This window comes from Streptomyces glaucescens (genome assembly GCF_000761215.1).
GTDB lineage: Bacteria > Actinomycetota > Actinomycetes > Streptomycetales > Streptomycetaceae > Streptomyces > Streptomyces glaucescens_B.
Genome location: NZ_CP009438.1, coordinates 161,344 through 173,626 on the forward strand (window position 1 = coordinate 161,344; position 12,283 = coordinate 173,626).

A 12,283-nucleotide genomic window follows, 5' to 3' on the forward strand; every position below is an offset into this window, starting at 1 on the left:
CACGATCCGCATCGGCCGACCGGCACACACCGATCCACGCGAGACTCCCCCTGCGAAGCCGCATCCGACCGAGACGCGCCCGCGGAAGAGGGAACGGGCCGGTGCCGCGTCGGCCCTGTCGATCACGGGAGACCACGGTGGGCGGTCAGGTGGGCTGGCCCTTCCTCACCCCGCACGCTCGGGTGCTTGCGGCCATCGCTCGTACCCCTGACGCGCGCATCCGGGATATCGCCTTCGCATGTCAGATCACCGAGCGCACCGCTCACACCGTGGTGAGCGATCTCGAGCGGGCGGGTTTCCTCACCCGGAAGCGCGTCGGGCGACGCAACCACTACGTACTGCATCCGGAGCGCGGCCGCTGTCATCCGGCCGAGGTCCGCCTGTCCGTGCCCGCACTGCTGGTGCTTCTCACGGGCTGAGCATGAGCTCGTCCGGCTGCCAGGAGGTATGGCGGCACAGCGGAGGGTTGTGTGCTCAGTGCCTGGTCACCGGGCGAGGGTGGAGGGCGTGTCGGGCAGCAGGCGCGAGAGATCGAAGACGGCGGGGTTCACATCGGTGGCCAGGAGCAGCAGCCGCAGCGGCTGGGAACGCAGTCCGGTGACGGTCGTGGTGCGGCCGGAGATGCCGGTGGCGGCGGGGGCGAAGAGGAGGTGGAGGCCGGCGACATCCATGAAGGGTGTCTGATGCAGGTCCCACACCAGGTCGGTGATGCGGGCCGGCAGTGCCTCGACGGCGGCTTGGAGCGGGGGGAAGGTGTCGCGGTCGATGTCGCCGTGTGGGGTGATGCGTGCGCAGGTGCCGTCGATCCTGGTCGTGATGTTCATGCTGGGCGCGCCCCCTTCCGGGGGGTTGGAGAGCCCAAAGGCGAAGCACCCCCTCGGGGGTGTACGACGATGGTGGGGTCCGAGTGCCCGGGATGGGGGCAACGCCCGGTTCCCCAGAGGTCCGGCGCCCCGCGGAGTGCCGGTCCGTCTCGTTGTCCGTCCACCGTCGCACATCTCTGCCCGCGGGCACGACCCCTCTGGTGAGAACGCTGTGTGAAGGTGGGGCGCGGGCCCCCGACCGCCGCCGCGCAGGGCGGGCCCGGTGCAAGTGCCGCGCAGTGGGCCGGTGGCAGGCGGCAGCCGGTGACCGAGCTGGTGGCCGGCAGCGGCCCACGCCGTCCGATGGGGGCGTTCGGGAGTGGCGCCGCCCCGAGCCCGACGCGGTCCACACCGACGGGTGCCACGCGACCGCGCCCCGCCTGCACGTCCCGCCTGCACGCCGTCGACCGGGACGCAGCCCGCCGACCGCTCGCCTCCCAGCCGCAGCTCTTTCACCGCGGGCACGCTCGACACGCGCTGCGCTGCCCGGGGCCGCTGCCACCCGTGCCGGCCGGCCCGGCGAGCCGCTTGTCCTCGCAGTGGTCCGGTGCGGCGCGGGAGAGTCCGTGCAGCCGCGCCTGGGTGGCTCGGCCGGCGTTGCCGCGCCCCGTGGCGGCTCGGCAGTCCGCGCGCTCTCGCGTCAGCGACGGATGAGGCCGAGGTCGGTGGCGGTGGTGACGGCGGCGAGCCGGGCCCGGTCGAACGCGCGGCCCGCGGGACCGGAGCCGAGGCCGGGTGGGGCCCGCCCTCGCGACACCTCACGGCGAGCTGCGGGAAACGGGTCTGTCGGTGGTACGCCGATCAGGCCGACCACAGCCACGCCTTCGACCCGACTGTGCGCAGCGCCGCCCTGGACGTGCGGGGCCGGCGGGAACCGGCAAAAGCAGTGCCCCGAGCGGGAAAGCGGAATAGGGCGCACCGCACTCGGCGCACTCCGTGGACGCCGCACGGAAAGCGGGTCATCCGTCCGCATGACCGGAGGGATTCCCTCCCTTTCGTTCGTCCCGCAGAGCCGCCCACAACGAATAGCGCACCGCAAGATATGCGCCAGCGGCGCATCTCGGCCAAATCTCCGCCCAGTACGACGGAAAGCTCATCGCCGAGGCACCGCAATCCCTCGCGAGCCCTATAGTCGGACCGCTAAAAGCGATCGGAAAAGACGGGCCGAGGCGGCGCTTGCGTCGCCTTTCCGTCGTGCAATGCAATACCGACGGATCGCAAGACTCCGTTTCGCACGGCCCATTCAGCGCACTTTCGGTTCCGCTTTCTCCCACGGAGGAGTTCCCATGTCCGATCTCGCGCGCACCGCCCTGGACCTCCAGGACCTCGACCTGGACCTCAGTGACCTCACCGTCACGGCCATGCGCGACACCGCCGCGCTGCCCGAGGGCGGGGCGTCCTGGGGTTCCTGTTCCTGCCAGGGCTCGTCGTCCTGCGCCCAGCCCCAGCCCCAGCTGGACACCGGGGTCGTCGACGCCGGCTGATCCGCGCCCGCGTCCACGCCACTCCGGACCGCAACGTCAGAAGGGAGCAACCGATGTCCGACACCGGCGTCACCCCGGACCTCGACCTCGCGGACCTCGACCTCGGGGACCTCACCGTGACCTCGATGCGTGACACCGTCGCGCTTCCCGAGGGCGGTGCCTCCAACGGCGCCAGTTCCTGCTCCTGCAGCTCGTCCTCGTGCGCGCAGCCGCAGCTGCCCGTACCGCTGTAGGTCCCGGTCACACCGAGTCGCCGGCCGGGCGGCCCGTGACGCGTCACGAGGTCATACGACCGGCCGGCGTGCGCCGCGGGCCGTCCACCTGGCCGGCCCGCGGTGGTGCCGCACCACGGGAGCCACGGGCACGAAGGGACGGGACAGCCATGCCACACACCGCGAGCGCCGACACACCACCCGGGCAGGGCGGTTACCTCGTCGACTCGGCGCCGTACGCCCTGGTGCGCGCCACAGTGCTGGCCTGCCCCGCGCAGCCTCCGGCCACGGCGTCGTTCCGTGCCGCCCTCGCCCGCCTCACCTCGCTCGACGTCGCGCTGCGCGCGCTCCGCGAGCCGCTCTGCGACGACCTGTACGCCAGCCGGTCCGGCCACGGCGAGCAGTACCACCGTGACGTCGTCCTGCCGCTGCGCCGCGAACTGCACAACGGGCGCGAGCCGCGGCCCGCCGTGCTGGACCGCCTGGACGACCTCCCGCGGCGAGTCCCCCGGCTCGCTTCCTGGCTGGCGCTGCGCGAGCGTCGCCGGGCCCTGGTGACCGAGCTGCGCGACGCCGCCGAACCGGCACTCGCGGCCGAGCGGGCGGCCCTCGCCGCCCTGTGCCGGGAACCCGCGTTCGCCCGGGCCGTCGCACTCACCAGCGGCGACCTGCTGCGCGCGGTCGAACGCGCCGGCCGCCGGGCCGACGACCGCAAAGCCCGCAAGGAGGAGCCCACGGTGCTGCGCCACGCCCTGCGGGCCGGCACCAAGACCAGTCCCCTGTCGTGGTTCACGGCCGTCGGCTGGGGCCGGCCGGCTCCGCCGTCCGCGGGCCGCCCGCGCGTGCGGTCGTGGGGCGAACAGCCCCTCCTGGACGGTCCTCTGCACGCGTCGGTGAAGGTCAACCGCACCCTGACGACCGCCCTCGCCGAGGCGCTGCTGGCCGACCCGCGCCACGGCGCCGGGCTCCCGCACCGCCTCACCAGCACCGCGCGCGTGACCGGCGGACGCGCGACGTACGCCCGCGCCCGAGTCGCCTTCGCCGGCGGCCGCTACCTCGTCACCGACGAGGACGCGGCGGAGGTGGCCTTCAGCGGTCCCCTTCGGCTCCTTGCCCCGTACGCCGCCGCCCCCGCGCCGCTCGACGAGATGACGGAGCTGCTGGCCGCCGCCCTGCCCGGGGCGCCCGATGCCCACCGCGCGGCGGCGCTGGCCTTCCTCGAACGCCTCCGGCAGGCGGGTCTGCTGGTGCCGGCCGATCCCGTCCCGCCGCAGGACCCGGACCCGGCGGGCCGGCTGGCCGCGTGGCTCCGCACGCTCCCCGACGTGCGCGGACAGGGCCCCGAGGCGGCGGGCCGCCTCGCGGACCGGCTGGCGGAACTGTCCCGTGAGACCTCGTCGTTCGCTGCCGCGCCCGCGCCGCGGCGCCCGGCGCTGCTCGCCCGGCTCGCCGACGGGTGGACCCGGCTGCTCGCCGACGCCGGACGGCCCGTCCCGGCGGACTCGGCGCCGCTGAACGTCCTGTCCGAGGACGTCGTGGCCCCACGGCCGGTGCCGCTGGACGGGTTCCTCGACGGGGCCGACCACGAGGCGCTGGCCGAAGTCACGGCGCTGGCCGAGCTGTTCGACCTGGCACATGTGATGCGGCGGGCGGTCCGCGACCGGTTCGTGGAGCGGTACGGCGCGGGTGGCACCTGCCCGCACCCCTGGGCGTTCGGCGCCGAGGTGGAGGAGGCCTGGGAGCGGGCCGCCCGCGTCACCGCCCCGGGCCGGGAGGATCCGGCCGGGTTCCCCACCGGCGTCGGGGCGCTCATGGCCCTGCGCGCCGAACTGACCGACGCCGTGCGCACCGCCGCGGCCGGAACGCCGGACGGCACCGAGGTCCTGCTGCCGGCCGACGCCGTCAAGGGCCTGGGCGAGCGGCTGCCGCACTGGACCGTCGAACGCCCCCTGAGCTACGCGTACTTCCTCCAGCGGGACCCGGACGGCGGGCTGCTCTGCGTGAACCGCGTCTACGGCGGCTGGGGCCGGTTCACCAGCAGGTTCCTCGACGCGCTCGACCCCGAGGCGGCCGAGGAGGTGGCCGCGCAGCTGCGGCGCGGCCTCGGGCCGGGCGCGCGCGCCGCGCAACTGCGGCCGGTGGGAGGGTTCAACGCCAATCTGCACCCGCTGCTCCTCCCGGACGAGATCGGGCCCGACCGCCGCTGGACCTCGCTGGCCGAGGCGGACGTGGAGCTCTTCCACGACCAGGCCGGCGACCAGGTGCGGTTCCGGGTCACGGCCACCGGCGAACCGCTCGACGTGCTCTACCCCGGCTTCCTCGCCCCCCTCATGCTGCCGCGGCGCATCGCGGCACTGCTGTCCGACCACCCGCACGGCGTGGTGGACTTCCGGTCGCTGCCGCCCCGGCACTCCGTGGAGGTCCCGGGCGGCGAGGTGGTCCGCGCCCCCCGGCTGCGCCACCGGCACGTCGTCCTGGCACGCCGCCGGTGGAGCCTTCCGGCCGGTGTGGTGGGAGCCCTGCACGCCGAGCTGACGGCGGCCCCCGGGATCCCGGTGGAGCCCGTGGCGCACTGGCGGGCCCTGCTCGGCCTGCCCGACCAGGTCTTCCTGCACCCCGCGCCCACCGCGCCCACCGGCCGGGTGACCGAGGACTTCCTGGCGCACCTGCGCCGCCCCAAGCCCCAGTTCGTCGACCTCGGCAACCCGCTCCACCTGCGCTGCCTGGCCAAGTGGCTCTCCCGCCACCCCGGCGGCGCGGTCCTCGAGGAGGCGCTGCCCGCGCCGGGCGGATCCGCCGTGCCGGCCCGTGCCGTGGAGCTCGTCACGGAGGCGTACCGGGCGGGGAGGCCGCGATGACGTCCACCCCGTTCCCGGCGGATCGCGGCGCCGACGAGGTGCTCGACGTGGTGGCGTACTACCACCAGCCGGTCAAGGCCCGGTTGCTGCGGGAGGCGGTGCTGCCGCTCACGGCGGAGTGCCGGGACCGGGGTCTGGCCGCCCACGTCGAACGGCACTGGCTGCACGGCCCGCACGTGCGGCTGCGGCTGCGGGGCGCCCCGGCACGGCTCGGGCCGGCCGCCGAGCACGCCGCCCGGGCGCTGCGCGACTGGGTCGGCGCCCATCCCTCGCGGCGCGACCTCACCGACGCCGAACTGCTGGCGCAGGCCGCCCGCAACGGACGCGCCGAGCTGGTCGCGCCGCCCTACGACCCGATCGTGCCGGACAACACGGTGCGCCTCGAGGCGGTCGACCTCACTCCCCTGCGGCGGCTGCTCGGCGACGACGGCGCGGCGCTCCGCGACGATCTGCTGGGCTGCGGGCTGGAGGCGCTCCGGGCGGGCGCCGGGTTCCTCGGCGAGCACGGCGACGGCCCGCAGGCGCGGGTGCAGCTCGCCGTCACGGCGCTCGCCGCGCACGCGGCCGCCCACCCCGGCGGGCTCGCGGGCGGCCACTGGTCGTACGTGTCCCACCTGGAGGACTTCCTCGTTCACGACGACCCCCAGGGCCGGCTGCGGGAGGGCTTCGAACGGCGCTGGGAGAGCGCCGGCGCCACGGTGACCGCGCTGGTCGGCCGGATCGCCCGGGGCGCGGCACGCAGGTGGGAGCGCGACTGGGCCCACTGGTCGGCCGCCGCGTGGCGGCTGGCGCAGGACCGTCACGACGCGGGAGCCGACCTGCACGGCGATCCGCTCCGGTACGGGGAGCGCGCGGCGGCGACCGGGGACGCGGAGACGATGCAGCGGTGGAGCCGGGACCTGCGTACCCGCTACAGCGAGTTCCACCGGCTGCTGCGGCGCTCCGACCCCGAGGGGACGATGTGGAGCCGCCCCGACTACCTGGTCTACCGGGCCTGCACCAACGCCCTGTACCGGCTCCTCGCGATCTGCGACGTCACGCCGCTGGAACGCTACCTCGCCGCCCATCTCGTCGTCCGCACGGTGCCCCGCCTGACCGGGTGCGACTGGCGCGCCGAGTTGGCGGCGGTCGTCGACGCGAGGGAGCGCGGAGCATGACCACTCCCCCGGCGCCAGGAACCCTTCCGCCGGACGTCCGGGCCGGCGGCGACACCACAGCGGCCCGGGTTACGGGCAACACCACCGGTGGGGCCGCCGGCGCGGCGAGGGAGCCCGCCCTTCCGCGACTGCGCCCGGACGTCGCCGTCACCCCGCTGCGGGCCGGCCTGCACCTGCGCGGACGGCGCGGCAGCGTGACCTTCGAGGGCAGCACGGCGCTGCCCGCCCTGTGGCGTCTGCTGGAGGGGCCTTTGCGCACGGGCGACGCGGCGGAGCTGGACCGCAGGGCCGCGCCCGGCACCACGGTGCGCGACGCGCTGGACACCCTCGTCGAGCGGCTGCGGGACCACGACCTGGTGGTGTCGGCGCCGACCGGACGCGCCGCCGACTGGGTCGCGGCGTCGGCGGGGCGGCCCGCCGACACCGCCGCCGCACTGGCCGCGGCCCGCGTGGAGGTGGCGTCCGCCGCGGCGGGCGGCCCGCTGGCCGAGGCCGTCTCGCGCGCGCTGTCGGACGCCGGGGTGGCGTGGTCGCACGCCGCGGACCCGGCGCTGCCCGAGGACGTGGTCCTGCTGTGCGAAGCCGGGGGCGGCCGGCGGGCCGTGGCCGTCGCGGTCCGGGGAGGCCGGGCATACGTCACGGCCCCAGGCAGCCCCGAGCAGGTCTCCTCGGACGCGGCCGCGCTCACCGCGCACCGGCCACCGGAGCCCGCCGACGCCGACTTCCCGGCCACGCTCGCCGCGCACCGGCCACCGGAGTCCGCCGACGCCGACTTCTCGACCGCGCTCGCCGCGCACCGGCCACCGGAGCCCGCCGACGCCGGTTTTCCGGCCTCGTTCGTCGCGCTGCTCGGCGGCTCGGCGGCGCAGCGGCTGCTGTGCGCGCTCGGCGGGCTGCCGGACCCGGCGAGCGAGGGGGACGACCCCCGACTGGTGCCCGGGCTGCCCGCGGTTCTCGTGGCCGACGCCCGGCCCCCGCGCGCCGACTACCGCAGCTGGCTGGGACCCCACCTGATCGACGCCGACCGCCGCACCCGCCCGGAGCCGGCCCGGTCGCTCGCGGAGGTGCTGACCCGGGTGGCGGCGCTCACCGACGAACTCGTCGGGGTCCTGCCGGGCCCGGCGCCGGGTGCCCTGCGTCAGTCACCGGTGCCCCTGGCCTTGTGCGAACTGCCGGAGGGCGCCGTGCTGGCCGGCGCGGCGCGCCTGGACCTGGCCCGTCTGGAGGCGTTCTGCCGGGCCGCGGAGCTGCGGCCGGCGGGGCCCGGCGCCGGGCGCGTGACGGTGGGCGCGAATCCCGCGCACGCCCTGGGCCGCGCCCTGCGCGAGGCCGCCGCGGAAGCCCTCCCGGCCGCGGGCGCGGTACTGCCCGAGGCGCACTGGCGGGAACACCCGCAGGCCGGCCACTGGTGGACGGCCCTGACCGGACGCCTCGGCACGCCCGCCCGTCTCGAGGTGCGGCGTCTCGCCGACGGGGAGGAGGCGTACCGGGCCGTCGTGCGCGGCGGCACGGATCCGGCCGCCCACGGGCCCGTCCTCGGCGACGCGGTGGAGGCGACACCGGGTGACGCGGCGGCGTTCGCCGCCCTGTCGGCCGCCGCCGCGGCCGGCTCGGCCGCCCAGGGACTCGTCGTCGGGCACCTCTGCCGGGCGAACGGCGCGGTGGCGGCCCTGGCCGCGGCGGACGCCCGGACGGCCCCTTGGGAGGACAGGGGCTGGACCAACGGCTGGCTGGCGGACCTCGCACTCCGGGAGGCCGCACTTCAGGCCGTGCTGCGCCGGCTGACCGGGCTGCGCGTCCGGGAGCCCGGGGAGGCCGCCCCCGCGCTCGTCGCGCGACTGCGCGCGTTCGGCTTCTCGGTGCTGTACGGCCGGGGGGAGGGCCGGTGAGTCACGCCGGACGCCCGGTCCTCGGCCCGCTGCCCGTGCCGGTGCTCGACGCCGCCGCCGCGCTCGCCGCGACGGCGGGTGCGGCGGTCGTCGTGCTGCCCCGGTGGACGCTGGAACTCGCCGAACTGCTCAGCCGCCACGCGCTGGCCCACCCCGTGCGCCTCGTCCCGGTGCGGTTCGACGGAGCCCTGGCCGTCGTGGGGCCGGTCCTGCGGCCGGGCGCCGCCGCCTGTCTGTCCTGCGCCGAGTACCAGCGGCTGGCCACGACGGGTGGGCGGGTGCCGTGGCACAGCCCGGCACTGGCCCTGGCGGGAGCACCCTCCACCGCGCTGGGCGCGGCGACCGGCGCGCTCGCCCTCGAACTGCTGCAGGCGGCCGACGGCGAGCCGCGGGGAGCGCGGCCGGGCGCGGACGCCACCGCCACGGTGCACCTCGTCCACCACGGCCGCGCCACCTGGTCCACCCACCAGGTCCGTCCGGTCGGCGGCTGCGCGGTCTGCCGGCCGCTGCCGGACGACTCTGCCGCCGACGTCGTACCGGTGCCGTCGGCCCCCCGCCCGCTGCCCGACCCCGCGGTGCTCCGCGGCGCCAACCCCCGCACCGGGGTCGCGGAGTTGCGGGCGGCGCTGCACGACGAGCGGTTCGGTCCGGTACGCCGGCTGTTCCGCAGCGAGGACTCCGCCTTCTGCCTGACGACGGCGTTCGTCACGGACGGGCGGGCGGTGGACGACGGCGGGTACGGGCGGGCCGGTGACTTCCGCACCAGCGAGCGGGTGGCGCTCTTCGAGAGCGTCGAGCGGTTCGCGGGCATGCGGCCGACCGGCCGGCGGACCCGGCTGCGGGCGTCCTTCGGCGAACTCGGGCCGGACCGGGCCGTGGATCCCGTGCGGCTGGGGTTGCCCGACCCCGCCTACCACGGCCATCCCGCCTCGCGGACCGTCCCGTACGGCCCCGATCTGGAACTGGACTGGGTGCACGGCTGGTCCCTCACCCGGCGCCGGGCCGTGGCCGTGCCCGAGCACGTGGCGTACTGGGACGTGCCGGGCGACGGACCGCGCGTGGTGTACGAGTCCTCCAACGGCTGCGGGCTGGGCAACAGCCCGGAGGAAGCGGTGCTCTACGGGCTGTTCGAAGTCGCCGAGCGGGACGCGTTCCTGATGGCCTGGTACACCTCCACCCCGCTCCCCCGCGTCGAGCCGCCGCCCGCGGACTTGGAGACGGCCCTGCTGGCCGACCGCGCGGAGCTGGCCGGCTACCGCCTCCTGCTCCTCGACGCCACGAACGACTTCGGCATCCCGGCGGTCGTCGCGGTCTGCCGGTACGAGGGCTCCCACCCCGCGGCTCCGCGGATGCTGCTGGCGGCCGGCGCCCACCACGACCCCCGCGTCGCGATCCGTTCGGCGGTGGCGGAGGTGGTGACCAACGTCCTGGAGTCCGCGCACCGTTCCGGCCCCGGGAACGGGCTGCGGGACCCCGAGCGGCTGCTCCCGATGCTCGACGAGCCGGAGCTCGTGGTGACCCTGGACGACCACGTGGGGGTGAACTCCCTGGCCGAGGCGGCCCCCCGGCTGGCGTTCCTCTTCGCCGACACCCCGGCCCGCTCCGTCGCCGAGGCCTGGCCCGGCGCGCCGGAGCCGGTGACGGACCTCGGCGTGCTGCTCGACGCGACGGTGCTTCGGCTGGCCGACGAGGGCCTGGAGGTCATCGCCGTCGACCAGACGGAGCCGGGGCTGAGGGACCGGTTCGGCCTGCACTGCGCCAAGGTCGTCGTGCCGGGTTCGCTGCCCATGACGTTCGGTCACGTCAACCACCGCACCAGGGGCCTGCCGCGCCTGCTCCGTACGCCGCACCGGCTGGGCCGCACGGCCCGGCCGCTGCGCCCGGAAGACCTCGCGATCCACCCGCACCCCTTCCCCTGACCCCGCTCCTTCCCGACCCCGATCCCCGATCCTTCCCGCCCCCCGATCCCCGATCCCGACCCGAACCCCCGAACGAACGAGGGCCTCCATGACGACGACCGGCACCTGGCACGGCTACCACCTCTTCCTGCACTCGAGCACGGAGGACACCGACGCCTTCCTCACCGAGGAGGCGGCCTGGCTGCTGGACGGACTGGTCGCGTCGGGGCAGGCCGCGAAGTGGTTCTTCATCCGGTACGGGGAGGGGGGACCGCACCTGCGGATCCGGATCGCGGGGCTGAGCCCGTCGGTCGCCGCGGAGCTGCCGTCCACGCTGGCCCGGGCCGCCAAGTCGGTGCCGTCCGTGGGCGGTCCGTGGCCCTCGCACCACGGTGAGGTCCGCGTGGTGGAGTACGTCCCCGAAACGCGCCGCTACGGCGGGCCGCGGGCGCTGCCCACGGCCGAGGACGTCTTCGCGGTCTCCTCCCGGGTGGCCGTGGCGGCGCTGCGCGCCCTGCGGCGGCAGCCGGCCGGCGGGTCGGGCCGGCTCGTCCTCGCGGCCGACCTGGCACACGCCACGGCGTACGCCCTGGGCATGGACCGGGTCACGGCGGCGAAGTGGCTGCGGGGGCACGCGGCGGGCTGGCGCTGGGTCACCGAGGTGCCCCTGCTGCCGGCCGCGGCCGTGCACATGCGGACCAACTCCGTCTACGCGGCGCAGCGTTCCGCACTGGGCCGCCGGGCGGCGGCCCTGTGGGCGGGACTGGCGCGGGGCGGGACCGGGGAGGCCTGGCTGGTGGAGTGGGCGGACCGGGTCCGCGCGGCGGACGGGACGCTGCGGGCCCTGACGGAGGCCGGTGCCGACGACGTGGACGCGGCGCTGCGGTGGGTGTGGGCGTCGCAGCTCCACATGCTGCTCAACCGGCTCGGCGTCTCACCGGACGAGGAGCGCGCGGTGTGCCGGCTCGCCGCCCGCACGCTGCTGGACACGGACGAGCCGGTGTCGTTCTTCCCGCAGGGGCACCGTGCGCCCGACTGGCAGTACCTGGAGAGGAGCCAGATCCGCATCGGCCGCAACGAGGACTCCGCCCTGCGCCGGGCTCCCTCCGACGTGACGGCCCGGACCGGCGGCCCCGAGACGCCGCTGCCCGCGGACCCGCTGCCCGAGGTGCCGTTGTCCGCGGCGCTGGCCGCACGGTCGTCCGCGCGCGGCGAGATCCGCGGGCCGCTGGACGCCGGCACGCTCGGCGCGTTGCTGTGGAACGCGCTGGCGGAGAGCAGCCGGACCCGCAGGCGCTTCCCGGACGGCTCGGAGCGGATCTACACCCACCGCCCCTACCCGAGCGCGGGCGCCCTTTACACCGCGCGCGTGCGGCTGCTCGTCCTCGACGTGGCGGGGCTCCCGGCGGCGACGTACGACTGCGTACCGGAGCGCCGGACGCTGCGCCGGGTGGGTCCGGCGCCCCAGCAGGCCGAGGTCGAGGCGCTGTCGACCTATTTCTCCCGTCCCGAGGAGGACCCGGACCGGATCGGTGTCGACGGCGCCCCGGTCGTCGCCGCACTGTACGTGGAGCTCGGTCTGTTGCGCCGGCGCTACGGCCTGCGGGCGCTGCGCCTAGGGCTGCTGGAGACGGGGCACCTGGCGCAGACGCTGCTGCTGACCGCCGCGGCCCTGGGGCTCGCGGGCACACCGCTCGGCGGCTTCCACGACGACCTGGCGCACGAACTGCTGGGCCTGGACGACTTGGACCAGCCGCTCCAGTACCTGCTGCCGCTCGGGCACCGCACGGACGGCTGACGGCAGGGCCCGGCCCCCGGTGGCCGGCGCACACCGTCACCGGCCGGGAAGCGCGCCGGCGGCGGGCAGGCGCGGCCGTCCGGGTGCTCGCGCGGCTGCGCTGCGCGCCCGCGGCGGCCGGCCC

Annotated in this window: 9 protein-coding genes; 8 read left to right on the forward strand and 1 reads right to left on the reverse strand. The window is 76.6% G+C overall.

Going from position 1 to position 12,283, the window contains the following annotated elements; genetic code table 11:
* Positions 1–137 precede the first annotated feature (137 nt).
* Positions 138–419, forward strand: coding sequence for a helix-turn-helix transcriptional regulator (locus SGLAU_RS36085; RefSeq protein ID WP_244315142.1), 282 nt, complete (start codon positions 138–140; stop codon positions 417–419).
* Positions 420–485: 66 nt separating this feature from the next.
* Here SGLAU_RS36085 and SGLAU_RS00685 read toward each other — a convergent pair whose 3' ends face one another.
* Positions 486–824: an STAS domain-containing protein gene (locus SGLAU_RS00685; RefSeq protein WP_043497392.1), complete on the reverse strand. Its 339-nt coding sequence runs from the start codon at positions 822–824 to the stop codon at positions 486–488.
* Positions 825–2,149: 1,325 nt separating this feature from the next.
* Between SGLAU_RS00685 and SGLAU_RS00690 the strand changes: the two genes are divergently transcribed.
* The 7 genes from SGLAU_RS00690 to SGLAU_RS00720 all read left to right on the forward strand — a co-directional run bounded on the left by SGLAU_RS00690 (position 2,150) and on the right by SGLAU_RS00720 (position 12,159).
* Positions 2,150–2,347, forward strand: a complete 198-nt coding sequence (locus tag SGLAU_RS00690; protein WP_043497394.1) for a thiazolylpeptide-type bacteriocin — start codon at positions 2,150–2,152, stop codon at positions 2,345–2,347.
* Between the two features lie 53 nt (positions 2,348–2,400).
* Positions 2,401–2,580 carry a thiazolylpeptide-type bacteriocin gene (locus SGLAU_RS00695; RefSeq protein ID WP_043497395.1) on the forward strand — a complete coding sequence of 60 codons (180 nt, stop codon included), beginning with the start codon at positions 2,401–2,403 and terminating at the stop codon, positions 2,578–2,580.
* A gap of 149 nt (positions 2,581–2,729) precedes the next feature.
* Positions 2,730–5,417, forward strand: a complete 2,688-nt coding sequence (locus tag SGLAU_RS00700; protein WP_052413539.1) for a lantibiotic dehydratase — start codon at positions 2,730–2,732, stop codon at positions 5,415–5,417.
* Entirely contained in the window at positions 5,414–6,574 is a 1,161-nt protein-coding gene (locus SGLAU_RS00705; protein ID WP_043497397.1) for a lantibiotic dehydratase C-terminal domain-containing protein, read from the forward strand. Before SGLAU_RS00700 ends, SGLAU_RS00705 begins: the two co-directional genes overlap by 4 nt.
* Entirely contained in the window at positions 6,571–8,463 is a 1,893-nt protein-coding gene (locus SGLAU_RS00710) for a hypothetical protein (RefSeq protein ID WP_052413540.1), read from the forward strand. Before SGLAU_RS00705 ends, SGLAU_RS00710 begins: the two co-directional genes overlap by 4 nt.
* Positions 8,460–10,382: a TOMM precursor leader peptide-binding protein gene (locus SGLAU_RS00715; protein WP_078957523.1), complete on the forward strand. Its 1,923-nt coding sequence runs from the start codon at positions 8,460–8,462 to the stop codon at positions 10,380–10,382. The genes SGLAU_RS00710 and SGLAU_RS00715 overlap by 4 nt, the downstream gene beginning before the upstream one ends.
* 88 nt (positions 10,383–10,470) lie before the next feature.
* Entirely contained in the window at positions 10,471–12,159 is a 1,689-nt protein-coding gene (locus tag SGLAU_RS00720; protein ID WP_043497400.1) for a thiopeptide-type bacteriocin biosynthesis protein, read from the forward strand.
* Positions 12,160–12,283 lie beyond the last annotated feature (124 nt).

Excerpts from the sequence above, each read along its gene's own strand:
- SGLAU_RS00685 (WP_043497392.1), bottom strand. The coding sequence starts at position 824 with ATGAACATCACGACCAGGATCGACGGCACCTGCGCACGCATCACCCCA.
- SGLAU_RS00690 (WP_043497394.1), top strand. The coding sequence starts at position 2,150 with ATGTCCGATCTCGCGCGCACCGCCCTGGACCTCCAGGACCTCGACCTG.
- SGLAU_RS00695 (WP_043497395.1), top strand. The coding sequence starts at position 2,401 with ATGTCCGACACCGGCGTCACCCCGGACCTCGACCTCGCGGACCTCGAC.
- SGLAU_RS00700 (WP_052413539.1), top strand. The coding sequence starts at position 2,730 with ATGCCACACACCGCGAGCGCCGACACACCACCCGGGCAGGGCGGTTAC.
- SGLAU_RS00705 (WP_043497397.1), top strand. The coding sequence starts at position 5,414 with ATGACGTCCACCCCGTTCCCGGCGGATCGCGGCGCCGACGAGGTGCTC.
- SGLAU_RS00710 (WP_052413540.1), top strand. The coding sequence starts at position 6,571 with ATGACCACTCCCCCGGCGCCAGGAACCCTTCCGCCGGACGTCCGGGCC.
- SGLAU_RS00720 (WP_043497400.1), top strand. The coding sequence starts at position 10,471 with ATGACGACGACCGGCACCTGGCACGGCTACCACCTCTTCCTGCACTCG.